Genomic DNA, 25,603 nt, shown 5'->3' on the forward strand with positions numbered 1-25,603 from the left:
GGGGGTCCGGGGGGATACTTCCCCCCGGCTTGAAAGCGTACCCGCCCCTACCCCGGCGGCTCGCGCGCATCCTCGCGCGCCACGATCTGGTAGGCGCGCTCCAGCAACTCGAACAGCGTCTCGACCTCCGCCGGGGACAGCCCGTCGCGGATGCACTGTTCCGTGGCCTGGGCGGCGGCGGACATTTCCTGCATCAGTGCCTCGCCCGCCGGCGTCAGCGCCAGGCTGTTGCTGCGCCGGTCGATAACGGAGCGCGTCCGCACCGCCAGGCCCCGCTCTTCCAGCTGGTCCACGATGGCCACCAGCGCCGACTTGTCCAACCCGCCCTCGCGCGCCAGCCGGATCTGCGACAGGCCGGGATTGGCGGCGATCAATGCCATGGTGGTGAAGGTGCCCGGCCGCAGCCCGAAGGGCGCGAAGGCCGCCACCACGCGGGCGCCCAGCAGGTTCTGCAACAGCCGCATGCGGAAGCCGATGCGCCGCGCCATCAGGCCCAGCGCGAGGCCGTCGGCCGTTCTCGCCTCCCCACCCTTGTCGGCCGCGCTGCGCGGCAATGGCTTGCTCATCCGTCCGGACCGATCCCTTCCGCGCCTGTCTGGCATACCCGGTTGCAGGGAACAAAGGCCACAAAGATCGTCTGAAATAAAACGATCTGTTTGACAACGATACCGGCCCGGGCCTAGCTTCAACCTCGCATGGAGCGGGCCGGCCGAACACCGGCGCAGGCGGGCGAACCCGCCGCGAACAGGGGAGGGGAAGCATGAACGTCGTCACGCGTCCGGCGATTGCGGGCCAGGACCGCATGGTCGTCCACAACCCCGTCGGCTACCCGCCCGCGATCACGCCCAAATCGCCGGCGCCGCGCCTGGACAGCCTGGACGGCAAGACGGTGTTCCTGATCGACAGCCGCTTCGACGATTCCGTGGAGCTGCTGAAGCAGGTCGCTGCCTGGTTCGCCGAGAAGATGCCCGGCGTGGCCACGGAACTGGTCTCCCTCGCCAGCTATTACGGCCAGGACGACCCCGCGCTCTGGACGCGCATCAAGGCGGAAGGCCACGGCGCCATCATCGGCGTCGGCCATTGCAGCACCTGCGCCCCCGCGGTTTCCACCCACGCGGTCACGCTGGAAACCAGGTACGGCGTGCCCACGGTGGCGCTGCACACCAGCAAGTTCGACAAGGTCGTGCGCTCCGTCACCCGCATGGCCGGGCTGCCGATGGCGCCCTGCGTCTTCGTGCCGCAGCCCGTGATGGGCAAGACCGCCGCCGAGCTGCGCGCCTACGTCGAGGGCAACGACCCCATCACCGGCCGGCCCGTGATGGCCGAGGTGATCGAGGGCCTGACCGTGGGCCTCGCCGCCGCCGCGACGGCAGCCCCCTATGCCCGCACCACCCCCCGCCTGGTGGAGCCGGACACGGAGGACGCGCTGCACGAGCTGTTCCTGCGCGAGAACTGGACCGACAAGCTGCCGATCGTGCTGCCCACGGAGGAGCGGGTGACGGCGATGCTGCGCGGCACCAGCCATGCCCCGGACGAGGTGGTCGGCCGCATGCAGCCCACGCCCAATCGCGGGTTGTGGGAATGCACCGTGGAAAAGGTCGCGGTGAACGCGGTGATGGCGGGGGCGCGGCCGGAATACTTCCCGGTGATCCTGGCGCTTGCCGCCTCCGGCGTCACGGCGCGCGGCAGCACCTCCAGCTCCGGCTCCGCCATGGCGGTGGTGAACGGGCCCATCCGGGGCGAGATCGGCATGAATGCCGGCATCGGCGCCATGGGGCCCTTCAACCACGCCAATGCCACGATCGGCCGTGCCTACGGCTTGCTGTCGCAGAACCTGCAGGGCGGCTCCGTGCCGGGGGAAACCTTTCTGGGCTCGCTGGGCAACGGCTACACCTACAACAGCCTCACCTTCGCCGAGAATGAGGAGCGCAGCCCCTGGGAGCCGCTGCACGTCGGCAAGGGCTTCCGCGCGGAGGAAAGCGTGGTCAGCATCTTCTTCGGCTGCCGCTCCACCTCCTTCGGCCTCGGGCTGCGGGAGAAGTACTGGCGCGAGCACGTCCGCGACATGCTGCTCGCGGTGGACACGGTGACGGCGCCGGTGCTGCTGCTGGACCCCATCACCGCGCGGCAGTTCATCGACCGCGGCGGCTTCACGACCAAGCAGCAACTGGCCCGCTTCATCGCGGAAACGGCGCAGATGCCGGCCGGGCGGTACTGGGACATGCAGCTGGTGCAGAACTACATCTATCCCCGCGCCACGCTGGGCACGGAGCCGATGGCGAGCAAGCTCAAGGCGGCGGAGGACGAGCTGATCCCGATGTTCGCGGAAGACAGCGTCCGCATCGTGGTGGTGGGCGGCGAAACCAACGGCTACTGGCAGATCATGGGCGCGCGCGAGAGCGCCACCGTGTCGATCGACGCCTGGCGCTGAGCGGGCCGCACCGCTCGCATGGTGGACCTCGTCATCATCGGCGCCGGCGTGGCGGGGCTCTGTGCCGCCGCCACGGCGGCCGATCACGGGCTGGACACGCTGGTCGTGGAGCACATGGCCCCCGGCGGGCAGGTCGCCACGGCGGAGCGCATCGACAACGTCCCCGGCTTTCCCGACGGCATCGCCGGCTACGAGCTCGGCCCGCTGTTGCAGGGCCAGGCGGAGGCCAAGGGGGCCGCTTTCCTGTTCGAAACCGCCACGGCGGTGGAGCCCGACGGCAGCGGCTTCCGTATCCGCTGCGGCGGGCAGGTGCTGGACGCCGCGGCGGTGATCCTCGCCGCCGGTTCCCGCCACCGCGAACTCGGCATCCCCGGGGAGGCGGCGCTGCGCGGGCGCGGCGTGTCGCATTGCGCGTCCTGCGACGGCCCTCTGCTGCGCGGCAAGCCTGCCGTGGTGGTGGGCGGCGGCGACTACGCCTTCGACGAGGCGATCGTGCTGGCCGAGCACGCGTCGGAGGTCACGATCCTGCACCGCGGCGAACACCCGCGGGCGCAGCGCGCGGCGGTGAAGCGCGTTGCCGCCACCCCGAATATCCGCCTCCGTGCGGGCGCCGAGGTGGTGGCCGTGCTGGGCGAGAGCGGCGTGAGCGGTGTCGCCTTCCGCGCCGGCGGTGCGGAGGAAACGCTGTCCTGCGCCGGCGTCTTCATCTTCGCCGGGCTGGTGCCCAACAGCGAGTTCCTCCGCGGAGTGGTGGAACTGGACGCGGGGGGGCGGGTGCTGGTGGACCCGATGCTGCGCAGCTCGCGCCCGGGCCTCTTCGCGGCCGGCGACATCCGCGCGCAATCCTCGGGCATGCTGGCCTCCGTCGCGGGCGACGGCGCCACCGCGGCGGTGGCAGCCGCGCGCCACCTGCGCGGGGGATAATCGCCGCGCCGCGGCAGCACGGGCCGCAGCGCGGCGGGCGTGAAGATCGGGCTGCGCCGGCAGTGCCGGCCGAGCCACGAGGGCCGAGGATGCCGACAAGGCATCCCGGCGAGAACAGGGGGAGGAGGACCGAAGCATGCGCAACACCGCGCCCACCGCCGAAACCGCCGGCGCGTTCACCAGCGGGACGCCCCTGGGCCGCTCCCTGGCGTCCCCCTTGGGTCGCCGCGGCCTGCTCGGCCTCGCCGCCACGGCGACGGCGGGCCTCGCGCGGGCGGAAACCCCCTATCCCAACCGGCCGATCCGCATGTTCGTGCCCTGGACGGCCGGCGGCATCAGCGACGTGCAGATGCGCGCCCTGGCCTCGGGCGCCAGCCAGCGCCTGGGCCAGCCGATCGTGGCGGAAAACCGCACCGGTGCCAGCGGCGCCATCGCCGCGCAGCAGCTCCTGAACGAGCGGCCGGACGGCTATTGCATCTCGCAGATGCCGGAAAGCCTGTTCCTGTATCCCTTCATGTCGCCGCGCCCGGCCTTCGACCCGATCCGCGACTTCACCTACATCATCCAGGTCGCCAACCGCGCGCTGGGCATGGTGGTGCGGGCGGATGCGCCCTGGACCAGCGTGCAGGGGTTGATCGACTATGCGGCCGCCAACCCCGGCAAGATCAACATCGGCACTCCCGGCGTCGGCACGGTGATGCACATCGTGATCGAGGAGATTGCCGCGATGCGCGGGCTGGAATGGACGCATGTGCCCTTCCGCGGTGGCGCCGACAGCCTCAACGCCCTGCTGGCCGGGCAGATTCAGGCGGTGATCGACAGCGGCGGCTGGGCCGAGCAGGTGCTGCAAGGGCAGATGCGGCTGCTGGCCACGCTGGGCCCGACGCGCTCCCGCCGCTTCCCCGACGCGCCCACCCTGCGCGAGAGCGGCGTGGACCTGGAGGCAACCTCCGCCTACGGCTTCGTCGGTCCGCGCGGCATGGACCCGGCGGTGGTGCGCCAGCTGCACGACGCCTTCCACGCCGCGCTGGAAGACCCCGCGCACCTCCAGGTTCTGGAACGCTACAACATGGAGATCGACTACCTCAACACCGCCGATTACGAGGCGCATGCGCGGCGCCGCGTGGAAGCCAGCCGCGCGGTGATGCAGCGCGTCGGCGCGCGGCTGATCTGAGGCGCTGCGCCCGGCGGCAGCGGCATTTGCCCCGCCGCTGGGCCTCGGTTCATATGCGGGCCGTAGCCGAAGGCGGGCGAGAACCGATGATCAAATTCTACTACAACCTGGCGCCGAACCCGACCAAGGTGGCCCTGTGCCTGGAGGAGATGGGCCTCCCCTATGAGCCCATCCCCGTGGACACCCGCAAGGGCGAGCAGCACGCGCCGGAATTCCTGGCGATCAACCCCAACGCCAAGCTGCCGGCCATCATGGATGACGGCGTCACCGTGTTCGACAGCAACGCGATCCTGCTCTTCCTGGCGGAGAAGACCGGCCAGTTCCTGCCCGCGAACACCCCGGCCGAGCGCGGCCCGATGCTGTCCTGGCTGATGTTCGTGGCCACCGGCATCGGCCCCTATTCCGGCCAGGCCGTGCATTTCCGCGGCTTCGCGCCGGAGCCCAAGGAATACCCCCTGGCGCGCTACAATTTCGAGGCGCAGCGCCACTGGGGCATCCTGAACACCCGCCTCGCCGACCGCCGCTACGTGCTGGGCGACACCTACACGATCGTGGACATGGCGGTCTGGGGCTGGGCGCGCATGGCCTCCTTCGTGCTGGGGGCAGAGGAATACGCCAAGCTGCCGCACCTCGCCCGCCACCTGGAGGAGATCAACGCCCGCCCCGCCGCGGCCCGCGCCCTGGCGCTGAAGGAGCGGCACAGCTTCAAGGCGGAGATGGACGAGGAAGCGCGGCGCAGCATGTTCCCGCACACCGCGCGCTGAGCAGGAAGCCGGGGGGAAGTATCCCCCCGGACCCCCTTCTATTTTCGGGAGTTTGGGAAGTCCCCGTGGCAGCCGGGGCACTTTTACTCACGAAAGAAGGAGGGGGACCGGGGGAGTTCACTCCCCCGGCCTTCTATTCCCGCTGCCCGATCGGGCCGAGATAGTCCCGCTTGCCCACCGGCACGCCGAGATGGCGCAGGATGTCGTAGGCAGTGGTGACGTGGAAATAGAAGTTCGGCAGCGCGAAGCTCAGCAGGTAGTCCGCTCGCTGGAAGCGGATGCGCACCGGGCCGGCCGGCACCACGACCTCGCGCTCCTCCGAGCCTTCGAACTGCGCGGGGTCCAGCCCGCCCAGGTAGTCCAGCGTCTTGGCCACCCGCGCCCGCAGCTCGGGCAGGGTGGTTTCCGTGTCCTCGAAGCGCGGCGCCTCGGTCCCGCTCAGCCGCGCGGCGGAGAGCTTGGAGGTGTCGCTGGCCCGCTGTACCTGCCCGGCGAGCGTCAGCATGTCCGGCGCCAGCCGGGCGCCTACCACGGCGGCCGGGTCCATTCCCGTCGCCTCGGCATGCGCCGCCCCTTTGTCCAGCAGGGTGCCGAGCACCTCCAGCCCGCGGCGGAAACCGGGCACGGAGGCCTGAAACATCGACAAGGGCATGCGGCGGTTTCCTTCGCTGTTCGGGGGCGGCGCGGTCAGAACGGCTCGTTCCAGGGCCGCAGCTCGACCTCCATGGACCAAGCGTCGCGCGGCTGGCGCAGCACGTCGAGATAGCTGCGCGCCACCCCTTCCGCCGTCAGCGTGCCGTCGGGGCGGTCCGCGCGGTCGGGCCGCCGCTCGCTGCGCACGCCGCCATCGATCACGAAATGCGCGACGTGGATGCCCTGCGGCCAGAGCTCGCGCGCCGCGCTCTGCGCCAGGCCGCGCAGCGCGAACTTGCCCATGGCAAAGGCGGCCGAGCGCGGGAAACCCTTCACCCCCGCCGTGGCGCCGGTCAGCAGGATGGCGCCGCGCCCCTTCGGCACCATGCGCTTCGCCGCCTGCTGCGCCACCAGGAAGCCGCCGAACGCCGTGACCTCCATCGCGCGGCGGACCGCCTCCGGGTCCAGCTCGGCCAGCGGTCCGGGGACGCGGGCGCTGGGGTTGAACACCACCACCTCCGGCTCGCCGAGCCGCGCATCGGCCTCCGCGAAGAGCCGCGCCACCGCCGCCGGGTCCGACGCATCGGCGGCAAAGGTGAGGGCGCCGGTTTCCGCCGCCAGCGGCGCCAGCTTGGCCGCGTCGCGCGCCGCCAGCCCCACCCGCAGCCCCGCGGCGGACAGGGCGCGCGCCAGGGCGGCGCTGATGCCGGCGCCGGCGCCCACGATCAGGGCGGTGCTGTAGGGCAGATCGGCCATGCCGGGTTCCTCCGGGTGATGCGGCGCCAGAGGGCGGCGCCGGGGGGGCGGGTCAGACGGCTTCCAGCGCCAGGGCGATGCCCTGGCCGCCGCCGATGCACAGCGTCACCAGCCCGCGCCGCAGCTTCTCGCGCCGCAGGGCATGCAACAGCCGCGTGACCAGCACCGCGCCGGTGGCGCCGATGGGATGGCCATGCGCGATGGCACCGCCCTCGGCGTTGACGATCTCTTCCGGCAGTTCCAACTGCGCCGCCACGGCCAGCGGCACGGCGGCGAAGGCCTCGTTGATCTCCACCCGGTCGAGATCCGCGGCGCGCCAGCCCGCCCGTTCCAGCGCCCGGCGCACGGCGGGCACCGGGGCCAGGCCGAACATGTCCGGCTCCACCGCCGCCAGTCCGGCACCGGCCAGCCGGGCGAAGGGTTCCAGCCCCTGCGCCTCGGCGAAGCCGCGCTCCGCCACGATCATCGCCGCCGCGCCGCTGTTCAGCCCCGGCGCATTGCCGGCGGTGACCGTGCCTTCCGGCCGGAAAGCGGGCTTCAGCCTGGCCAACACCTCGGCCGTGGTGTCGGGCCGCGGCGCCTCGTCGCGCGCGAAGCGTTCCGGTCCCTTGCGGCCGGGCACCTCCACCGCGACGATCTCCGCCTCGAAATGCCCTGCCGCCTGCGCCGCCGCGAAACGCTGCTGCGAGCGCGCGGCCCAGCGGTCCTGCGCCTCGCGGCTCAGCCCCAGCCGGGTCACGAGATCCTCCGTGTGCCAGCCGGAATGCTTGCCGGAAAAGGCGTCCTCCAGACCGTCGTGCAGCATGCTGTCGTGGATCTCGGCCGGGCCCATGCGGTAGCCCCAGCGGCCGCCCTCCATCAGGTAGGGCGCACGGTCCATGTTCTCCATGCCGCCGGCCACCGCTGCCTCGTAAAGCCCCAGGGCGACCTCCTGCGCCGCCGTCAGGATGGCCTGGGCGCCCGAGCCGCAAACCCGGTTCACCGTCATTGCCGGCACCAAGACCGGCAAGCCGCCGCCGATCGCCGCCTGCCGCGCGGGGTTCATCCGGTTGCCGGCCTGGATCACGTTGCCCATCACCGCGCCGCCGATCCGCGCGGGATCGAGGCCGGAGCGCGCCAGCGTCTCGCGGATCGCCGCCGCGCCCAGCTCCGTGGCCGGCACGCCTTTCAGCGTGCCGTTATAGGTGCCGATGGCGGTGCGGACGGGGTGGCACAGCACGATGTCGGGGCTGCTCATCGGGAGGAACTCCTCGGCGCTGGCCGGCCCGGAAGGCCGGCGGGGGATCACGAAAAGGCGGGGGCGGGTTCCGGCGTGCTGGCGGCGGCGACCGCTGCGCGGCCCAGCGCTTCCCGCAGTGCCGCGGCCTCGGCGGTGCCGAAGCCGGCCTCGAATTCCGCCTGGGCGGCGCGCCACAGCGGTGCCGCCGCGTCCAGCCGCGCCCGCCCGGCCTCCGTCAGGTGCAGCGCTCGGGTGCGGCCGTCGCGGCCCGGTCCGATGCGCAGCAACCCGTCGCGCGACAAGGGGCGCAGCGCCCGGCCCAGCGTGGTGCGGTCCATCGCCAGCCCCGCGGCCAGCGCGCTGATCGGCGCTGGGCCGACCCGCCCCAGGCGCGCCAGCACGGAGAACTGCGTTGCCCGCAGCCCGGTCGGCGCGAGGTGGCGGTCATAGATCTGCGTCACCTGCCGCGCCGCCTGCCGCAGCGCCAGGCAGTTGCAGGCGGGCGGGGCGAGCTCGGGCGGTTCGGGAAGCATGCGGCGCGCATCCTCGGCCTCGGCGGGAAAGGCGCATATGCACTTGTTGCGAGGCCGTTCAAGGGAGGCCGTCGCGGGATGCCGTTCCGGCCGCGGATTGCCGCATGCCGGTGCTGCCCGGCCATCCCGTCGCATCGGTGCTTGACTCGTCAGCCCTGGCAGACGATCTCCGTGCGATATTGTATGGAAATGTTCGCTCAGCGCACAATGGCGCGCCTGGGCAGGGAAGCCGGGGAGGGCACGGATGACGGTGGAAGCGGGGCTGGTGGCGCTGTGCGATGCCGCCGAGGTTTCGGAGGACACCCCCGTGCGCGCCGACGTTGCGGGTGAAAGCTTCGCCGTGTTCCTGCTGGAAGGCGAGTTCTACGTCACCCAGGACCTGTGCACGCACGGCCCCGGCTCGCTGTCCGAAGGCTTCGTCGAGGGCTGCGAGATCGAGTGCCCCTTCCACCAGGGCAAGTTCGACATCCGCACCGGTGCCGCCACCTACGCCCCCTGCACCGAGGCGCTGCGGACCTGGTCCGCCCGGCTGGTGGACGGCAAGGTCTGCATCGACCCCTCCGAGCAGCGGAGCGCCGCATGAACGCGATCGATCCCCGCGGCGGCCTGCCGCGCATCGCCCTGGCCCTGGGCGACCCCGCCGGCATCGGGCCGGAGATCGCGCTGAAGGCCGTGCTGGACCCCCGCGTGCGCGCCGCCTGCCGCCCACTGCTGGTGGGCGACCGCGGCGCGCTGCGAACCCACGCCGCCGCCTGCGGCCTGGACGTGCCGATGACCGTGGTCCGCAACGCCGCGGAAACGCCGCCCGGTGAGGGCGTGGCGCTGCTGGACCTCGACCAGTTCCGCGAGGAACCGCTGCGCCTGGGCGAGATCAGCGCCGCCCACGGCCGCGCCGCGGTGGAAGCGGCGGAGGTGGCGATCCGCGCCGCCCTGGACGGGCAGGTGGAAGCCGTGGTGGCCTGCCCGCAGACCGAATTCGCCATCCAGGCGGCGGGCATCCGCTTCGACGGCTACCCGACCTTCGTGGCACGCTGCACCGGCACGCCGGAAGAAGACGCCTTCCTGATGCTGTGCTTCGACGACAAGCGCATCGTCCACACCACGCTGCATGTCGGCCTGCGCCAGGCCATCGACCTCGTCACCCCCGAACGCGTGCTGCGCGTGCTGGAAGCGACGCAGGCGGTGCTGCGCAAGCTGGGCGTGGCGGAACCCCGTATCGCCGTGTCCGGCCTGAACCCGCATGCCGGCGAGCACGGCATGTTCGGCACGGAGGAAGCCGACATCATCGAGCCGGCGATGGAGCAGGCGCGCGCGCGTGGTATCCGCTGCGAAGGCCCCTTCGGCGCCGACACCATGTTCCACAAATCCGGCTACGACGCCTTCGTGGTGATGGTGCACGACCAGGGCCACCTCGCCGCCAAGCTGCTGGCCACCAACCGCACCGCGGGGATGACCATCGGTACGCCGGTGATCTTCTCCTCCGTGGCGCATGGCAGCGCGCTGGATATCGCCGGGCAGAACAAGGCCAGCCCGGACGCCGTGGTGGAAGCCCTGTGTCGCCTGGCCGGCGCCGCCCTGCGCGCCCGCGACGCGGCAGCCACGGCCGCCTGAACCGCGACGGCCGCGGCGCCGTTTCGCCGCGGCCGTCGCGCCCTTCTCGCCGGGACCAGCGCGCCGCCCTCGGGCGGAACCGGTTCCGGATCGCGCAACCCCCTTCGGGAGTTCATCAACATGCTGCGGCAGGAACAGAACGACCTCGTCACGCAGACCGGCCCCGGCACGCCCATGGGCGAGCTGTTCCGGCGCTACTGGATCCCCGCCATGCTGGCCGAGGAGGTGGCGGAGCCCGGCGGCGCCCCGGTGCGCATCAAGCTCCTGGGCGAGCGGCTGCTGGCCTTCCGCGACAGCGAGGGACGGCTCGGCCTGATCGACGAGTTCTGCGCTCATCGCGGCGTGTCGCTGTGGTTCGGCCGCAACGAGGATTGCGGGCTGCGCTGCCCCTATCACGGCTGGAAATACGACATCACCGGCCAGTGCACCGAGGTGCCCTCCGAGCCCGAGAGCAGCGGCTTCCGCCAGAAGATCAAGCTGAAGTCCTACCCGCTGGTGGAGAAGGGCCACATCCTGTGGACCTATATGGGCCCGCCGGAGCACCAGCCGCCGCTGCCGGAATGGGAGTTCATCACCGTTCCGCCGGAGCAGACCTTCTCTTCCAAGCGCCTGCAGGAATGCAACTGGCTGCAGGCGATGGAGGGCGGCATCGACAGCGCCCATGTCTCCTTCCTGCACCGCGGCAACCTGAACAGCGACCCGCTGTTCAAGGGTTCCAAGGGCAACCAGTACAACATGAACGACAGCGCCCCGGTGTTCGAGGTGGTGGAGCACGGCTCCGGCCTCTTCATCGGCGCCCGCCGCAACGCCGAGGACGGGCACTACTACTGGCGCATCACGCCCTGGGTGATGCCGTGCTTCACCATGGTGCCGCCGCGCGGCGACCACCCGATCCACGGCCATTTCTGGATCCCCATCGACGACGAGAACTGCTGGGCTTGGAGCTTCGACTACCACCCCGTGCGCGCCCTGCGCGACAGCGAGGTGCAGGCGATGCGCGACGGCCACGGCATCCACGTGACCTACGTCCCCGGCACCTACCGCCCGGCCGCCAACAAGGACAACGACTACCTGATCGACCGCGCCGCCCAGAAGGCCGGCATCACCTATAGCGGCGTCGCCGGCATCGCCATGCAGGATGCCTCGCTGCAGGAAAGTATGGGTCCCATCGTGGACCGCACCAAGGAGAACCTGACCTCCACGGACAACGGCATCATCATGGCCCGCTTCCGGCTGATGAAGGCCGCCCGCGCGCTGCGCGACAAGGGCATCACCCCGCCCGGCACCACGCCGGAGGAGCAGAAGGTACGCTCCGCCGCGCTGGTGCTGCCGCCCGACCAGGCCTTCAAGGACGCCGCCCGCGACGCCCTGCGCGCCCGGCCCGGCGTCGCCCAGGCTTCGGTGTGAACGGAGCAGGGGTGATGCCCAGCGAGAGCGCCCGCGCCACCACCGCCGCGGAAGCCGCCTTCCGCATCCGCGCGCCCAACTCCGCGCCCCGCGCCACCCTGGTGGTGGCGCTGGACCGCGCCAGCCTGGCGGTGCTGGAGGATCTGGCCGGCAAGGACTGGAACGGCGCGGTGTTCTTCGCGCCCTCCTTTTTCGAGGCTTCCGACGAGGTGGAGGGCGACGTGCGCCGCTGGTTCTCCGGAATTGTCGGCCGCGCCCGCGACTTCGTGCAGGAGGTGGAAGCCTCCAACCAGGCGATCATGATCGCCACCGCCGGGCAGGATGCGCAGCTCGCTTCCGTGGTGGGCGACGCTTGCGCCGCCACCGGTACCCGCACCTGCGGCCTGATCCTGCACGACCCCGCCAGCGCCCCGCCCGCCGCGCTGTCGTCGGCGCTGGCGCAGCTGCGGCCCTACGTGTCCATGCTCAGCGTGGTCAGCGATGCCGGCTACGTCGAGGCCATGCTGGATGCGCTGCGCGCCTGAAACGGCGCGAAGCGCGCCTGGGGCAGCGCAGGGCGCGCCTGAGGCGGCGCGCCGTGCTTGACGGCAGGGCAGCGCACCCACAGCCTGTGCGACATGCGAACAGCTGACCCTGGGGAAGCACCCGCCGAGGACGCGGCGGGCGGGCGCGACTTCGTCACGGCCCTGGCCCGCGGCCTGTCGGTGATGCGCGCCTTCACGCAGCAGAACCAGGACATGACCCTGTCCGACGTGGCGCGGCTGGTGAAGCTGCCGCGCGCCACGGTGCGCCGCTGCCTGCTGACGCTGGAAACCCTGGGCTACGTGCAGTCCTCCGGGCATTTCTTCCGCCTGTCGCCGCAGGTGCTGACGCTGGCGCAGGCCTATCTCTCCTCCTCCGTGCTGCCGCGCGTGGCGCAGACCTTCCTGGAGCGCACCAGCGAGACATTGGACGATTCCTGTTCCTGCTCCATCCTGCATGGGGAGGAGGTGATCTACGTCGCCCGCTCCTCGCGCCGGCGTATGGGATCGCTGCACCGCGACGTCGGCACGCATCTGCCGGCCTACTGCACCTCCATGGGGCGCATCCTGCTCGCCGCCCTGCCGGCGCCCGAGCTGGACCGCTTCTTCCGCACCGCCACGCTGCGCCGGATCACCCCCTTCACCCTGCACCGCGAGGACGAGCTGCGCGCCGCGCTGGAACAGGTCCGCCGGGATGGCTACTGCCTGGTGGACCAGGAACTGGAGATCGACCTGCGCGGCCTGGCCGTGCCCGTGCACGACGCCGCCGGCCGCGTGGTCGCCGCCCTCAACGTGTCCACCCAGGCCGGCCGCACGCCCAAGCCGGCGCTGCTGGACACCTACCTCCCCGCCCTGCGCCAAGCCGTCTCCGCCATGCGCCCGCTGCTCGTGGGCTGACCCCCGAACGGTCGCGCGTTCAGGGGTGCGGCTGCGGTCCGGGTTGTTGCTGATGTTCAAGCGTAGGCCAGGGGCGCTGCCCCTGGACCCCGCCGGGGAGTTTAAACTCCCCGGCCCCCACTTGAGTGCCTCCGGCGGGGGCGGGATGGCCGACGGCCGCCATGATGGACAACGCTGACCATCCCGCCCCCGCCGGAGGCACTCATGAGGTCCAGGAGCCTAAGCTCCTGGCGGGGTGTCCAGAGGGGCAGGGCCCCTCCGGCCCAGGCCTGAACACCCAAGCGCCAACCCGAACCACAGCCGCACGCCCGCCAGCCGCACGGCGCGGGGCTTGCACGCCGCGGGCGGGCGGGGTGAGGAAGCCGGTGGCGGCCGGCCCGGTTGCGCGAGGAGATCACCATGGCGGCGCACCCAGCCCCGGCACCGAAGGCCCTGCGCGGCGCCGCCATCAGCATGCGTGGCGATCCCTTCGCGCAGGAGCCGCGACACTGCCTGCTGCACGAAGCCGACGCGCTGGTGCTGATCGAGGGTGGGCGCATCACCCGCTTCGGCCCGTTTCACGCCCTGCGCGACGACCTGCCCGTGGGCACGGAGCTGGTGGAGTACCCCGACGCCATCCTGTGCCCGGGCTTCGTGGACGCCCACGTGCACTACCCGCAGCTCGGCATGATCGGCGCGCACGGGGCGCAGCTGCTGCAATGGCTGGAACGCTACACCTTTCCCACCGAGGCGCGCTTCGCCGACCCCGCCCATTGCACCGCCGTGGCGCAGGCCTTCCTACGGGAGCTGCTGCGCGCCGGCACCACCACCGCCGCCGTCTACTGCACCGTGCACCCCCAGTCCGCCGACGCCTTCTTCGCCGAGAGCCACCGCTTCAACACGCGCATGGTGGCGGGCAAGGTGCTGATGGACCGCCACGCCCCCGCCGCCCTGCTGGACACCGCCCAGCGCGGCTTCGACGAAAGCGAGGCGCTGATCCGCCGCTGGCACGGGGTGGGCCGGCAGCACTACGGCGTCACGCCGCGCTTCGCCCCCACCAGCACCGAAGCCCAGCTGGACGCCGCCGGCGCGCTGCTGCGGGCGCATTCCGACCTGTTCCTGCAAACCCACCTCAGCGAGAACCGCGAGGAGGTCGCCTGGGTGCGGGAACTCTTTCCCCACTGCGACGGCTACCTCGACGTTTATGCCCGGGCCGGGCTGGTGGGGCCGCGCGCGGTGTTCGGGCACGGCATCCACGTGACGGAAGCGGAGCTCTGCACCTGCCACGGCGCCGGCGCGGCGCTGGCGCATTGCCCGACCTCCAACCTGTTCCTGGGCAGCGGGCTGTTCCGGCTGATGGACACGCTGGACCCCCGCCGCCCCGTACGGGTGGGCCTGGGCACCGACGTGGGCGCCGGCACCAGCCTGAGCCAGCTGCGCACCCTGGGCGAGGCCTACAAGGTGTCGCAGCTGCTGGGCCGCGGCCTCGACGCCGTGCAGGGCTTCTTTCTGGCCACATCGGGCGGCGCGCGGGCGCTGCACCTGGACGACCGGATCGGCCGCCTGGCGCCCGGCTACGACGCCGACCTCGTGGTGCTGGACCCCGGGGCGACGCCGCTGCTGCGGTTCCGCACCGCCCGCTGCGACAGCCTGGAGGAACTGCTCTTCGTGCTGATGACGCTGGGCGACGAGCGCGCCGTGCGCGCCACCTGGGCCGGCGGCCACTGCGTCTACGACCGCGACCGGGAAGGGGAGCCCTTCTCCTGTCCGGGCTAGCGGCCGGGCCGCCCCCCGTCAGGGGCGTGCGCCGTCCGGAACCATCGCCGGGTCGCCGCCCGGCGTGACCCTCAGCGCAGGCGCGGCTCCTGCCGGCCGGCGCGGCTCTCGGGCACCACGGGCGGCGGCGGGATCGGCACGCTGGCGCGCAGCGGACGGTTGTCGCGCGCCGGCAGGTCGCGGGCCGGCGGCGGGTCTTCCCAGCCACCCCCGGACATCCGGCGGCTGCCCGGATCGGGCAGCCGCAGCGCCAGCAGGCGGATTTCCTGCTGGATCTCGTCCAGCTGCTCCTCGATGGCTTCCAGCCGGCCCTTCACCCCGAAGACGCTGAAGGGCATCAGCAGGAAGGCCACCGCCGCCAGCAGCGCCAGCAGCAGCACCAGCAGCCCGGTCCATTCCGGCAGGCCCGGGATCGCCAGGCGGGACACGAGGTCGGCGGTCATGCGCGGTTCAGCCGCCCGTCACGGACATGTGCCGCCCCACGGCCGGGCGGGCGGCGCGGCGCTCGATCACGAAGTCATGCCCTTTGGGCTTGCGCAGCATGGCGTCGCGGATGGCCTGCCGCAGGTTCGCGTCGCGCTCACCCTCCGGCACCAGCGGGTCGCGCAGCGGGGCGCGCAGGTCGGCGGCATCGTCCTGGCCCAGGCACATGTAGAGCGTGCCGGTGCAGGTCACGCGCACGCGGTTGCAGCTCTCGCAGAAGTTGTGGGTCAGCGGCGTGATGAATCCCAGCCGCCCGCCGGTTTCCGCCACACGGTAGTAGCGGGCCGGGCCGCCGGTGCGGTGGCTGCTTTCTTCCAGCGTCCAGGTTTCGCGCAGCCGGGCCCGCACGGTGGACAGCGGCAGGTACTGGTCGGTGCGGTCGCCGGAAATCTCGCCCAGCGGCATGGTCTCGATCAGCGTCAGGTCGAAGCCGTGCTCGCCGCACCAGGCGATCATGCGGTCGAACTCGTGCTCGTTGACGCCCTGCATCGCCACGGCGTTGATCTTCACGGCCAACCCGGCCGCCTTGGCGGCGAAGATCCCGTCCAGCGTCTGCCCCAGCTTGCCCCAGCGGGTCACGGCGGCGAAGCCGGCCGGGTCCAGCGTGTCCAGCGACACGTTCACCCGACGCACCCCGGCGTCGTACAGCTCCCCGGCCAGCTTGGTCAGCTGGGTGCCATTGGTGGTCACCGTCAGCTCCTTCAGACCGCCGCCGTTGAGGCGCGCGCCGAGGGAGCGGAACAGGGAGATGACGTTCTTGCGCACCAGCGGCTCGCCGCCGGTCAGCCGCAGCCGCTCCACCCCGAGGTCGATAAAGGCGCCGCAGAGCCGGTCCAGCTCCTCCAGGCTCAGCACCTCGGCCTTGGGAAGGAACGTCATGTCCTCAGCCATGCAGTACACGCAGCGGAGGTCGCAGCGGTCGGTCACGGACACCCGCAGGTAGGAGATTCGCCGGCCGAACGGGTCCTCCATGGGCTCCACCCCGGCGAGCGGGCGAGCGGCTGCGGGCGAGGGCGGCAGGAGAAGCGTCACGATACCGAGGATGTGGCGGGAAGCAGGGGGCGCCGCAAGCCCCCGCGGGGGCCGGGGCCGCTCAGCGCCGCGGTTCGTCCAGAATGTCCAGCGCCACCCGGGCACCGTTGATCAGCACCTTGCCGGCATCCTCGAAGTTCACGGTGATGCGGTCGCCGGCCACGGACTGCACCTGCCCGGTGCCCCATTCCGGCCGCTGCGGATGCCGGACGCGCATCCCCGGCTCCAAGGTCTCGTTCATCAAGGCGCGAGGCTGCCCCCGAAGAGTGGCGGACGCCACCGGACATGTTATCACGCTGCCGCGATCTGGAAGCAGCGCTGAATTAGGAGGGCAGCAACCGAAACAGGTCGTTTCTGTGGAGATGAACCGAATGGATGACGACCTGGCGTTGGCGCAGGATCTTTGCGCCCGAATCTGCCACGACCTCGGGGGACCCCTGGGCAGCGTGACGGCGGCGCTCGACCTGCTCGGGCAGGAGCCCGAGGCCACGGAGGTCGCCCGGGACGGCGCCCGCATCTCCACGCGGCGGCTGCACCTGTGGCGCGTGGTGGCCGGGGCCGGGGGCGGCCCCCTGGGGCGGCAAGGCATCGCCGAGCTGCTGGATGGCGCCCTGCCCGGCGGGCGCACGCAGCCGGACGTGTCCGGCCTGCCGCCGGAGGACCTGCCCGCCGAAACCGCCCGCGCCGTGCTGGCCGCGGTGATGCTGGGGGCCGAGGCGCTGCCCCGCGGCGGAGTGGTGCACGTGGCTGGCACCGCCAACGGCCTCGCAGTCTGGCCCGAAGGGCGCAACGCGTCCTGGCCGCACGCCCTGACCGCGACCCTGGCGGGGGAAGCGGTGTCCGGCCCGCGCGAGGTGCTCTCGCCCCTGCTGCTGCGGCTGGCAGCGCGGGCAGGACTGCGCATGTCGCTGCTGCTGGGCCAGTCGGCCGGCTGCGCGCCCCTGATGCTGCAGCGTGGCTGATCCGGCTGCGGGATGGCAGGGGAAGGCCGGGGGAGTGAACTCCCCCAGACCCCCTCCTTCTTTCGGGAGTCTGCAGGTGCTCTGAAAGGCACCCCCGAACTCCCGAAAATAGAGGGGGTCCGGGGGGATACTTCCCCCCGGCTTGCTGCACCCCCTGGACCCGCGTTCACGGAATCTTCGTCGCCCCTGCCGCAGCCTACGCGTCCTGCATTGCCCGGGGCCCGCATGGACGACCTGCTCGCCGATTTCCTGACCGAAGCCAATGAGGGTCTCGCCGCGCTGGACACGGCGCTGGTCCGGCTGGAGCGCACGCCCGACGACGCACCGACCCTGGGCGAGATCTTCCGCCTGGTTCACACCATCAAGGGCACCTGCGGCTTCCTGGGGCTGACCCGGCTGGAAAAGGTGGCGCATGCCGCCGAAACCATGCTGGGCAAGTACCGCGACGGCGAACTGGCCGTGACCCCGGCCGGCGTCACGCTGATCCTCTCGGCCCTGGACCGCATCAAGGAGATCATCGCCGGCATCGAGCGCGGCGGCGAGGAAGCCCCCGGCAGCGACGCCGCCCTGATCGCCGAGCTGGACGCCGCCGCTGCCGGCAAGCTGCCGCCGGCACCGCCAGCCGCGGCCGCCGCGCCGCAGCCCGCCCCCGCTGCCCCGCCGCCCGTCGTCGCCGCCGCACCGCCGGCCGCGGCCACCTCGGGCGCAGCCGCCGCGCCGGACGAGGCCCCGGCCGACCCCGCCCCCGGCGGCGTCGCCGCGCCGCAGACCATCCGCGTCTCGGTAGAGGTGCTGGAAGGGCTGATGATGCTGGTCAGCGAGCTGGTGCTGACCCGCAACCAGCTGGTGCAGCTGGCGCGCGGCCGCGACGACGGCGAGCTGTCGGTGCCGTTGCAGCGGCTCAGCCACATCACCTCGGACCTGCAGGAAGGGGTGATGAAGACCCGCATGCAGCCGATCGGCAACGCCTGGAACAAGCTGCCCCGGCTGGTGCGCGACCTGTCGCACGAACTGGGCAAGAAGATCGAGCTGGACCTGCGCGGCGCCGAAACCGAGCTGGACCGCCAGGTGCTGGAACTGATCAAGGACCCGCTGACGCACATGGTGCGCAACAGCGCCGACCACGGGCTGGAGGACGCCGCCCAGCGCCGCGCCGCCGGCAAGCCCGAGGCCGGGCGCGTCCTGCTCAACGCCTACCACGAGGGCGGCCACATCGTGCTGGAGGTCGGCGACGACGGCCGCGGCCTAGCGATCGACCGCATCCGCGCCAAGGCGCTGAGCAACGGCCTCGCCACCGAGGCCGAGCTGGCCGGCATGAGCGAGCACGAGATCCGCCGCTTCATCTTCCACGCCGGCTTCTCCACCGCCGCCGCCGTGACCTCCGTGTCCGGCCGCGGTGTCGGCATGGACGTGGTGAAGACCAACGTCGAGAAGATCGGCGGCACCATCGACGTCGAGAGCCGCGAGGGCCACGGCACCACCTTCACCATCAAGATCCCGCTGACCCTGGCCATCGTCGCCGCGCTGATCGTGGAGGCCGGCGGCGAGCGCTTCGCCATCCCGCAGATCGGCGTGGTGGAGCTGGTGCGCTGCGGCGACGCGGCCGAGGGCAGCGTGCGCATCGAGCGCATCAAGGGCGCCCCCGTGCTGCGCCTGCGCGACCGGCTGCTGCCGCTGGTTTCGCTCAGCCGCCTGCTGCGCCTGGACGACGCGGCGGAGGAGGAGCGCGGCTTCGTGGTAGTGACGCAGGTCGGGCCCAATGTCTTCGGCATCATCGTGGACCGTGTCTTCGACACGGAGGAGATCGTGGTGAAGCCGGTGGCGCCGATCCTGCGCCACGTCACCATGTTCGGCGGCAACACCATCCTGGGCGACGGGTCGGTGATCATGATCCTCGATCCCAACGGCATCGCCCGCGCCACCGGCATCGGCGCGGAACGCGCGGACACGGCGGCGGCGGAAGCGGGGCGCGACGGCATGCGCTCGGACAGCCGCTCCGCCCTGCTGCTCTTCGCCGCCGGCGACAGCACGCCCAAGGCGGTGCCCTTGGGATTGGTGGCGCGGCTGGAGGACCTGCCCGCGGAGAGCATCGAGATGGCCGGCGGCCGCCCCACCGTGCAGTACCGCGGCCAGCTGATGCCGCTGGTCCCCCTGGCCGAGAACTGGGTCCCCGGCGCCCCCGGCACCCGGCAGGCGGTGCTGGTGTTCAGCGACCGCGACCGCTCCATGGGGCTGATGGTGGACACCATCCTGGACGTGGTGGAGGACCGGCTGCGCATCGAGAACGGCCCGGGCCGCCCGGGCTATCTCGGCACCGCCGTGATCGCCGGTCGCGCCACGGAGGTGGTGGACTGCGCCTGGTGGCTGCGCGAAGCCGCCGGCACCTGGTTCGGCGAGGAAGCCGGCGCCGCCACCCCCAGCGCCCGCATCCTGGTAGTGGAGGACAGCGCCTTCTTCCGCCACCTGCTGGTGCCCGTGCTGGCGGCGGCGGGCTTCGAGGTGGCGGCGGTGAACACCGGCATCCAGGCGCTGCGCCTGCGCGACAAGGGCGCGGTGTTCGACGCCATCCTCAGCGACATCGAGATGCCCGACATGGACGGGCTGGCCCTGGCCCGCGCCGTGCGCGCCGGCGGCGCCTGGGCCTCGCTGCCGATGATCGCGCTGACGTCCCGCGTGGAACCCGCCGCGGTGCGCGCGGGGCGGGAGGCCGGCTTCACCGACTACGTCGGCAAGTTCGACCGCGACGCGCTGCTGCTGTCGCTGCGGCAATGCCTGACCGCCCAGGCCGGGAACTGAGGGGATGAGCACCATGCAGGCCACCGCCGAACGCCGCGGCACCGCGTCGCGCACCCAGCCGCCTCGGGACGGTCTCGGCTTCGGCGGCGACGAGGGCTTCCTGACGCTGAACGTGGCGGGGCAGCTCTGCGCCGTGCCGGTGCGCAGCGTGCGCGACGTGCTGGGGCCGCAAACCATCACCCGCATCCCGCTGGCGCCGCCGGAAGTGGCGGGCAGCCTGAACCTGCGCGGCCGCATCGTCACCGCGGTGGACCTGCGCCGCCGCCTCGGCCTGCCCGACCGCGCGCCGGGGGAGGCGGGGCCGATGTCGGTGGTGGTGGAACAGGGCACGGAACTCTACGCCCTGCTGGTGGACTCCGTGGGCGACGTGGTGCCGCTGGCGGAGGAAGGCTTCGGCCAGAACCCGCCCACCCTGGACAGTGCCTGGCGCGACATGTCGCGCGGCGTGCACCGCGACGTGCCGGGCGAGGAGGGGCGGCTGCTGGTGGTGCTGGACATCGACCGCGTGCTGGCGATCGGCGGGGGTGCCTGAGCATGCAAACCTGCCTGGTGGTGGATGACAGCCGCGTGGTGCGCCGCGCGGCGCGGGGGATTCTGGAAAAGCATGGCTTCGCGGTGGAGGAAGCGGCGGACGGCGCGCAGGCGCTGCACCGCTGCCGCGAAGCCCTGCCCGACCTGGTGCTGCTGGACTGGAACATGCCCGTGATGGACGGCATCGAGTTCCTGCGCCACGCCCGCCGCGAATTCGGCCCCGACCGCCCGCCGATCATGCTCTGCACCACGGAAGCCAGCCTGGAGCGCATCGTGGAAGCGCTGGGGGGCGGCGCCCAGGAATACATCATGAAGCCCTTCGACGAGGCGATCCTGACGGGCAAGCTCGCCACCCTCGGCCTGCTGCCCGCCGAGGCCCCGTGAGTGCGCCGCCCGTGAGCGCGGAACCCGTGCGGGTGATGCTGTGCGACGACAGCGCGACCGCCCGCGCCGCCCTGGCCCGCGTGCTGGAAACCGACCCCGGCCTGCGTATCGTGTCGCGCGTGGGCGACGGCCGCGCGGCGCTGGCCGCCTTTGACGGCACCGACGCCGCGGGTCGGCCGGAAGTGGTGCTGCTGGACCTGGAAATGCCCGTCATGGACGGCCTGACCGCCCTGCCGCTGCTGCTGCGCGCCACCCCTCGGCCGATCGTGATCGTGGCCTCGGCGCTGACGCAGCGCGGGGCGGCGGTGACCATGGCGGCGCTGCGCACCGGCGCCTCGGACTACATCCCCAAGCCCGGGGCCGCGGCGGGCGGCATCGCCGACCCGGTGTTCCGCGCCGAGCTGCTAGAAAAGGTGAAGGGTTGGGGCCGCGTCGGCCGCACCCGCCCCGCCCCGGCCGCCCGCCCCACGCCGCGCCGGACGCCGGCCGGGACGCGGCCGGCCCGCGCCCTGATGCTGGGCAGTTCCACCGGCGGGCCGGAAGCCCTGGCGCTGCTGCTGCGCCACCTGCGCCCGGCGCCGCCAGTGCCCGTGCTGATGGTGCAGCACATGCCGCCGGGCTTCACCGCCATGCTGGCCGATCACCTGTCGCGCCTCGGGCCGCTGCCGGTGGCGGAGGCGCGCGACGGCGACCGGTTGCTGCCCGGCCGCGCCCTGCTGGCCCCGGGCAACCGCCACATGCTGGTGGAGCGCAGCGCCGAGGGGCAGCGCGTGCGCCTGACCGACGACCCGCCGGAAAATTTCTGCCGCCCGGCCGTGGACCCGACCCTGCGCAGCCTGTCCCACGCCTGCGACGGCCAGGTGCTGGCCGCCATCCTGACCGGCATGGGCCAGGATGGGCTGCTCGCCTGCCGTGACCTCGTCGCCGCCGGCGGCACGGTGCTGGCGCAGGACGAAGCCTCCTCGGTGGTCTGGGGCATGCCCGGCGCCGTGGCCCGCGCCGGCCTGGCCGAGGTGCTGCTGCCGCCGGACGCGCTGGCAGAGCGCATCCTGGCGCAGAACTGGGCGGGGAGCCGCACCGCGTACCGGGCGCCGGAGCGGGCGCCGGACCTGATGGCCGGCCGGGCGTCGGGCCGTGCCGCGGAACCGTCCCCCGCGCTGCCCGCACCGTTCCGGCGGGCCGCACCGTGACCGCGGCGGCCTTCGACAGCATCGCCCGGTTGGTGCGGGCGCGCTCCGGCATCGTGCTGACCGCGGACAAGGGCTACATGCTCGACACTCGCCTCGCCCCGGTGCTGCGCCGGCACGGGCTGAGCAGCCTAGAGGGCCTCGCGCTGCGTCTGGCCGCCCCGGGCGCGGAGCCGCTGGCGCGCGAGGTCACGGAAGCGCTGACCACCAACGAGTCCTCCTTCTTCCGCGACGGCAAACCCTTCGAGCACCTGCGCCAGATCCTGCCGCGGCTGGCGGCGACGCGCCCACTGGGGCAACGGCTGCGCGTCTGGTCCGCCGCCTGCTCCACCGGGCAGGAAGCCTATTCCGCCGCCATGGTGCTGGACGAGCTGGCGCCGCGCCTGGGTGGCCGGGCCGCGGAGATCCTCGGCACCGACCTCAGCAGCGAAGTGGTGGAGCGCGCCCGCTCCGGCTCCTTCAGCCAGTTCGAGGTGCAGCGCGGCCTGCCCGTGCAGCTGCTGGTGAAGCATTTCCGGCAGGAAAACGGCCGCTGGCAGGTGTCCCCGGCGCTGCGCGCGATGACCCGCTTCGAACAGGCCAACCTGCTGGACGACCAGCGCAGCCGCGGCACCTTCGACGTGATCTTCTGCCGCAACGTGCTGATCTACTTCGAGCTCGACACCAAGCGCCGCGTGCTGGAAGCCCTGGCGGAACGCCTGGCGCCGGATGGGGTGCTCTATCTCGGTGGCGCGGAAACCGTGCTGGGCGTCACCGACAAGCTGTTTCCCCTGGCCGGTGAGCGCAGCGCCCATGTGCGCGAACGCCACCTTGCCCTGGCCGGTTGACCCGGCCGTGTTGCGGGTCGCGCTGTCCGGGATGTCGTCGCTAGGGAAGCCGAGGGAAAACAGGGCCGCCCTGGCCCAGGCACGAACCCTCGCCGGTCCCCGCGACGGAGGGCCGCACGGCGCCTCCCCCATTGCCGCGGGCGGGCCACCGCAGGTTGCGGTGACCGTTCCGGCGGCATCAGGCGGCCGGCAGCGGCGCGGGCAGGGCGGCCAGGCCGGCGCTGCGGGTGGCCAGCGTCATCGGGTCGCGCATCACGTAGCCGCGGCCCCAGACCGTGCCGATCAGCTCGGAACAGCCGGCCTGGCTCAGCTTCTTGCGCAGCTTGCAGATGAACACGTCGATGATCTTCACCTCCGGCTCGTCCATGCCGCCGTAGAGGTGGTTCAGGAAGGCCTCCTTGGTCAGCACCACGCCCTTGCGCAGGGTCAGCAGCTCCAGGATGGCGTATTCCTTGCCGGTCAGGTGCACGGGGCGGCCGGCCACGGCGACCTCGCGCGAACCGAGGTCGAGGCTCAGCTCGCCCACCTCCAGGGTCGGCTGGCTGAAGCCCTTGGTGCGGCGCACGATGGCCTGGATGCGGGCGATCAGCTCGGCCTGGTCGAAGGGCTTCACGATGAAGTCGTCCGCGCCCATGCCGAAGCCCTTCACCTTGGCCTGCGGCCGGCTCAGCCCCGACAGGATCAGCACCGGCGTGTCGATGCGCGAGGCGCGCAGTTTCCGCACCACCTCGTAGCCCTCCATGTCCGGCAGCATCAGGTCCAGCACCACGATGTCGTAATCGTAGAGGCGCGCCAGTTCGAGCGCTTCTTCCCCGGTGTCGGCGGCGTCCACAATCATGGACACGCCCTTCAGCATGAGACTGATGCCCCGGGCGGCGATCAGGTCGTCCTCAACCAGTAGAACGCGCATTTTCCGCTCTCCACACTTAATGCGTGTATCATCTCAGAAAGTTGCTGCCCGTAAAGAGAGATTTCACGTAGAGGTTGTATTAAGAACAGGGCCGTATCGCAAAAAAGAGATAAAGATGCAGGGCTCCACACGGGGGCGGTTCTCGGCGGCAGCCGGTAACATGTTGTTAGTGGGCGGGTTTTCCTCGATCGGGCGGGTATCCTCGGTTGTGGGCGGCAGCGTCAGGGTATCCGGCCTGCACCCGCCGCCGCCGGTCGGCTCCGGCTTGGCGATATCGTCTCAAGGAAGAGACGGACTGCTCGCGGAGGTTGTGGGCGCGTCCGGCAACCAGATTCGCGCCTCGCTGCGCGGCGCGCCGGAAGGAATCGGACCGGGGCAGGCCGTGACCGTCACCGGCCCGGCGGTGCTCTCGCCCGGCGATGGCTGGCTGGGCCGGGTGCTGGACCCGCTCGGCGCCCCGCTGGACGGCAAGGGGCCGCTGCCGCCCGGCCCGGTGGCGCGCCCGCTGCGCGCGGCGCCGCCGGCGGCCGGGACCCGGGCCCGGCTGGGGCCGCGGCTGGACCTCGGCGTGCGGGCGCTGGACGGCTTCGCCACCTGCCGGCGCGGCCAGCGCCTGGGCCTCTTCGCCGCTTCCGGCGTGGGCAAGTCCACCCTGCTGTCGATGCTGGCGCGCGGTGCCGGCACCGAGGTCACCGTGGTCTGCCTGGTGGGCGAACGCGGGCGCGAGCTGCGCGAGTTCATCGAGGACGATCTCGGCCCCGAAGGCATGGCGCGCTCCGTGGTGGTCTGCGCCACCTCCGACGCGCCGCCGCTGCTGCGCCGCGACGCCGCCCTGGCCGCGATGACGGTGGCCGAACATTTCCGCGACCAGGGCCGCCAGGTGCTGCTGCTGATGGACAGCGTCACCCGCTTCGCCATGGCGCTGCGCGAGATCGGCCTCGCCGCCGGCGAGCCGCCCACCACCAAGGGCTACCCGCCCGGCGTTTTCGCCGAACTGCCGCGGCTGCTGGAACGCGCGGGTCCCGCGGCGGACGGCTGCCCCGGCGCCATCACTGGCCTGTTCACCGTGCTGGTGGACGGCGACGACCACGACGAGCCCGTGGCCGACGCGGTGCGCGGCATCCTGGACGGCCACATCGTGCTGGACCGCGCCATCGGCGAGGGTGGGCGCTATCCCGCGATCGACGTGCTGCGCTCCCTGTCGCGCACCGTGCCGGGCTGCCTGGAACCGGCGGAACGCCCGGTGCTGCTGCGCGCCCGGAAGATCCTGGCGCTGCACCGCGACATGGCGGACCTGGTGCGGCTGGGCGCCTACCGCGCCGGCACCGACCCGGCGGTGGACGAGGCGGTGCGCGCAGCCCCGCGCATCGAGGCGGTGCTGGCGCAGCGCAAGGACGAGCGCGGCACGGTGGCCGACACCTTTGCCCGCCTCGCCGCGGCGATGGAGGAAGCATGAGTCGCGACCCGCTGCTGGTGCTCAAGCGCTTGCGCGCGATGGAGGTGGATGCCGCCCGCCGCGCCCTGGCCGAGCAGCTCGGCACCCTCGCCGCGGCCGCGGCGCACACGGCGTCCCTGCGCGAGGCACTGCAGCGCGAAACGCAGGTCGCGGCGCCGCTGGACCTCGCCGCCTGGCTGCCGCGCGCCCTGGCCGAACGGGCAGCCGCCGCGCGGGCGGAAGCGCAGGCCGCCGCGGCCGCCGAAGCCGCGCGCGACGCCCTGGCCCAGGCGCGCGCGGCGGAACGCGCGGCGGAGCGCCTGGTGGAGAAGCGCGACGCGGCGGCACGGCTGCGCCTGAACCGCCGCGACCGCGCCGCGCTGGACGAGGCCGCGGCCAACCGCCGCTCCTGAAGGCGCGCGCTCCCGCGG

General features: G+C 72.5%; 27 protein-coding genes. 18 read left to right on the forward strand and 9 right to left on the reverse strand.

Going from position 1 to position 25,603, the window contains the following annotated elements:
- Positions 1-47: 47 nt before the first annotated feature.
- Positions 48-566 carry a MarR family winged helix-turn-helix transcriptional regulator gene (locus ACLIBK_RS17625; RefSeq protein ID WP_415388598.1) on the reverse strand — a complete coding sequence of 173 codons (519 nt, stop codon included), beginning with the start codon at positions 564-566 and terminating at the stop codon, positions 48-50.
- A gap of 194 nt (positions 567-760) precedes the next feature.
- On the opposite strand from ACLIBK_RS17625, the gene ACLIBK_RS17630 reads away from it, so the two are divergent.
- The 4 genes from ACLIBK_RS17630 (at position 761) to ACLIBK_RS17645 (ending at position 5,293) form a co-directional block, all read left to right on the forward strand.
- Entirely contained in the window at positions 761-2,431 is a 1,671-nt protein-coding gene (locus ACLIBK_RS17630) for a UGSC family (seleno)protein (protein ID WP_415388599.1), read from the forward strand.
- 18 nt (positions 2,432-2,449) lie between these two features.
- Positions 2,450-3,355, forward strand: a complete 906-nt coding sequence (locus ACLIBK_RS17635; RefSeq protein WP_415388600.1) for an NAD(P)/FAD-dependent oxidoreductase — start codon at positions 2,450-2,452, stop codon at positions 3,353-3,355.
- Between the two features lie 136 nt (positions 3,356-3,491).
- The gene (locus tag ACLIBK_RS17640) at positions 3,492-4,529 is read left to right on the forward strand and encodes a tripartite tricarboxylate transporter substrate binding protein (protein ID WP_415388601.1); all 1,038 of its coding nucleotides are present in this window, start codon (positions 3,492-3,494) and stop codon (positions 4,527-4,529) included.
- Positions 4,530-4,615: 86 nt separating this feature from the next.
- Positions 4,616-5,293, forward strand: a complete 678-nt coding sequence (locus ACLIBK_RS17645) for a glutathione S-transferase family protein (RefSeq protein WP_415388602.1) — start codon at positions 4,616-4,618, stop codon at positions 5,291-5,293.
- 133 nt (positions 5,294-5,426) lie between these two features.
- On the opposite strand, the gene ACLIBK_RS17650 is transcribed toward ACLIBK_RS17645, so the two are convergent.
- Genes ACLIBK_RS17650 through ACLIBK_RS17665 form a run of 4 tightly spaced genes read right to left on the reverse strand, consistent with a single transcriptional unit; the run spans position 5,427 to position 8,434 of the window.
- On the reverse strand, positions 5,427-5,945 hold the full coding sequence (locus ACLIBK_RS17650; protein ID WP_415388603.1) for a DUF1993 domain-containing protein: 519 nt from the start codon (positions 5,943-5,945) through the stop codon (positions 5,427-5,429).
- Positions 5,946-5,980: 35 nt separating this feature from the next.
- On the reverse strand, positions 5,981-6,682 hold the full coding sequence (locus ACLIBK_RS17655; protein WP_415388604.1) for an SDR family NAD(P)-dependent oxidoreductase: 702 nt from the start codon (positions 6,680-6,682) through the stop codon (positions 5,981-5,983).
- Positions 6,683-6,734: 52 nt separating this feature from the next.
- Complete coding sequence (locus tag ACLIBK_RS17660) at positions 6,735-7,919, reverse strand: thiolase family protein (RefSeq protein ID WP_415388605.1); 1,185 nt, start codon at positions 7,917-7,919, stop codon at positions 6,735-6,737.
- 47 nt (positions 7,920-7,966) lie between these two features.
- Positions 7,967-8,434 (reverse strand): MarR family winged helix-turn-helix transcriptional regulator, encoded by a 468-nt coding sequence (locus ACLIBK_RS17665; RefSeq protein WP_415388606.1) that lies wholly within the window; start codon positions 8,432-8,434, stop codon positions 7,967-7,969.
- A 244-nt stretch (positions 8,435-8,678) separates the two neighbouring features.
- Between ACLIBK_RS17665 and ACLIBK_RS17670 the strand changes: the two genes are divergently transcribed.
- The 6 genes from ACLIBK_RS17670 (at position 8,679) to guaD (ending at position 14,625) form a co-directional block, all read left to right on the forward strand.
- Positions 8,679-9,017, forward strand: coding sequence for a non-heme iron oxygenase ferredoxin subunit (locus ACLIBK_RS17670; protein ID WP_415388607.1), 339 nt, complete (start codon positions 8,679-8,681; stop codon positions 9,015-9,017).
- Positions 9,014-10,045, forward strand: coding sequence for a PdxA family dehydrogenase (locus tag ACLIBK_RS17675; protein ID WP_415388608.1), 1,032 nt, complete (start codon positions 9,014-9,016; stop codon positions 10,043-10,045). Before ACLIBK_RS17670 ends, ACLIBK_RS17675 begins: the two co-directional genes overlap by 4 nt.
- Positions 10,046-10,165: 120 nt before the next feature.
- The gene (locus tag ACLIBK_RS17680) at positions 10,166-11,452 is read left to right on the forward strand and encodes a Rieske 2Fe-2S domain-containing protein (protein ID WP_415388609.1); all 1,287 of its coding nucleotides are present in this window, start codon (positions 10,166-10,168) and stop codon (positions 11,450-11,452) included.
- A gap of 14 nt (positions 11,453-11,466) precedes the next feature.
- Entirely contained in the window at positions 11,467-11,976 is a 510-nt protein-coding gene (locus tag ACLIBK_RS17685) for a hypothetical protein (protein ID WP_415388610.1), read from the forward strand.
- A gap of 93 nt (positions 11,977-12,069) precedes the next feature.
- Complete coding sequence (locus tag ACLIBK_RS17690; protein WP_415388611.1) at positions 12,070-12,870, forward strand: IclR family transcriptional regulator C-terminal domain-containing protein; 801 nt, start codon at positions 12,070-12,072, stop codon at positions 12,868-12,870.
- Positions 12,871-13,269: 399 nt separating this feature from the next.
- Complete coding sequence (gene guaD / locus ACLIBK_RS17695; RefSeq protein ID WP_415388612.1) at positions 13,270-14,625, forward strand: guanine deaminase; 1,356 nt, start codon at positions 13,270-13,272, stop codon at positions 14,623-14,625.
- Positions 14,626-14,696: 71 nt separating this feature from the next.
- On the opposite strand, the gene ACLIBK_RS17700 is transcribed toward guaD, so the two are convergent.
- The 3 genes from ACLIBK_RS17700 to ACLIBK_RS17710 form a co-directional block, all read right to left on the reverse strand.
- Positions 14,697-15,068, reverse strand: coding sequence for a hypothetical protein (locus tag ACLIBK_RS17700; protein WP_415388613.1), 372 nt, complete (start codon positions 15,066-15,068; stop codon positions 14,697-14,699).
- A gap of 7 nt (positions 15,069-15,075) precedes the next feature.
- Positions 15,076-16,080, reverse strand: coding sequence for a GTP 3',8-cyclase MoaA (gene moaA, locus ACLIBK_RS17705; protein WP_415388614.1), 1,005 nt, complete (start codon positions 16,078-16,080; stop codon positions 15,076-15,078).
- Between the two features lie 121 nt (positions 16,081-16,201).
- Positions 16,202-16,381, reverse strand: a complete 180-nt coding sequence (locus tag ACLIBK_RS17710) for a DUF3553 domain-containing protein (protein WP_415388615.1) — start codon at positions 16,379-16,381, stop codon at positions 16,202-16,204.
- Between the two features lie 130 nt (positions 16,382-16,511).
- Between ACLIBK_RS17710 and ACLIBK_RS17715 the strand changes: the two genes are divergently transcribed.
- From ACLIBK_RS17715 to ACLIBK_RS17740, 6 genes are all read left to right on the forward strand, one after another.
- Positions 16,512-17,102, forward strand: coding sequence for a histidine phosphotransferase family protein (locus ACLIBK_RS17715; protein WP_415388616.1), 591 nt, complete (start codon positions 16,512-16,514; stop codon positions 17,100-17,102).
- 225 nt (positions 17,103-17,327) lie between these two features.
- Positions 17,328-19,898, forward strand: coding sequence for a chemotaxis protein CheW (locus tag ACLIBK_RS17720; RefSeq protein ID WP_415388617.1), 2,571 nt, complete (start codon positions 17,328-17,330; stop codon positions 19,896-19,898).
- Positions 19,899-19,902: 4 nt separating this feature from the next.
- Positions 19,903-20,430 carry a chemotaxis protein CheW gene (locus ACLIBK_RS17725; protein WP_415388618.1) on the forward strand — a complete coding sequence of 176 codons (528 nt, stop codon included), beginning with the start codon at positions 19,903-19,905 and terminating at the stop codon, positions 20,428-20,430.
- Between the two features lie 2 nt (positions 20,431-20,432).
- Complete coding sequence (locus ACLIBK_RS17730; RefSeq protein WP_415388619.1) at positions 20,433-20,813, forward strand: response regulator; 381 nt, start codon at positions 20,433-20,435, stop codon at positions 20,811-20,813.
- Positions 20,814-20,824: 11 nt separating this feature from the next.
- Positions 20,825-22,003, forward strand: a complete 1,179-nt coding sequence (cheB, locus tag ACLIBK_RS17735) for a chemotaxis-specific protein-glutamate methyltransferase CheB (protein ID WP_415388620.1) — start codon at positions 20,825-20,827, stop codon at positions 22,001-22,003.
- A complete protein-coding gene (locus tag ACLIBK_RS17740; RefSeq protein ID WP_415388621.1) occupies positions 22,000-22,827 on the forward strand; it encodes a CheR family methyltransferase in 828 nt (275 codons plus the stop codon). The genes cheB and ACLIBK_RS17740 overlap by 4 nt, the downstream gene beginning before the upstream one ends.
- 178 nt (positions 22,828-23,005) lie before the next feature.
- On the opposite strand, the gene ctrA is transcribed toward ACLIBK_RS17740, so the two are convergent.
- A complete protein-coding gene (gene ctrA / locus ACLIBK_RS17745) occupies positions 23,006-23,737 on the reverse strand; it encodes a response regulator transcription factor CtrA (RefSeq protein WP_415388622.1) in 732 nt (243 codons plus the stop codon).
- Positions 23,738-23,897: 160 nt separating this feature from the next.
- On the opposite strand from ctrA, the gene ACLIBK_RS17750 reads away from it, so the two are divergent.
- Positions 23,898-25,193, forward strand: coding sequence for a FliI/YscN family ATPase (locus ACLIBK_RS17750; RefSeq protein WP_415388623.1), 1,296 nt, complete (start codon positions 23,898-23,900; stop codon positions 25,191-25,193).
- On the forward strand, positions 25,190-25,585 hold the full coding sequence (locus tag ACLIBK_RS17755; RefSeq protein WP_415388624.1) for a hypothetical protein: 396 nt from the start codon (positions 25,190-25,192) through the stop codon (positions 25,583-25,585). Before ACLIBK_RS17750 ends, ACLIBK_RS17755 begins: the two co-directional genes overlap by 4 nt.
- The last annotated feature ends 18 nt before the right edge of the window (positions 25,586-25,603 follow it).

The sequence above is a fragment of the Roseomonas sp. BN140053 genome, from assembly GCF_047690175.1.
In the GTDB taxonomy this organism is placed as follows: Bacteria; Pseudomonadota; Alphaproteobacteria; order Acetobacterales; family Acetobacteraceae; genus Roseomonas.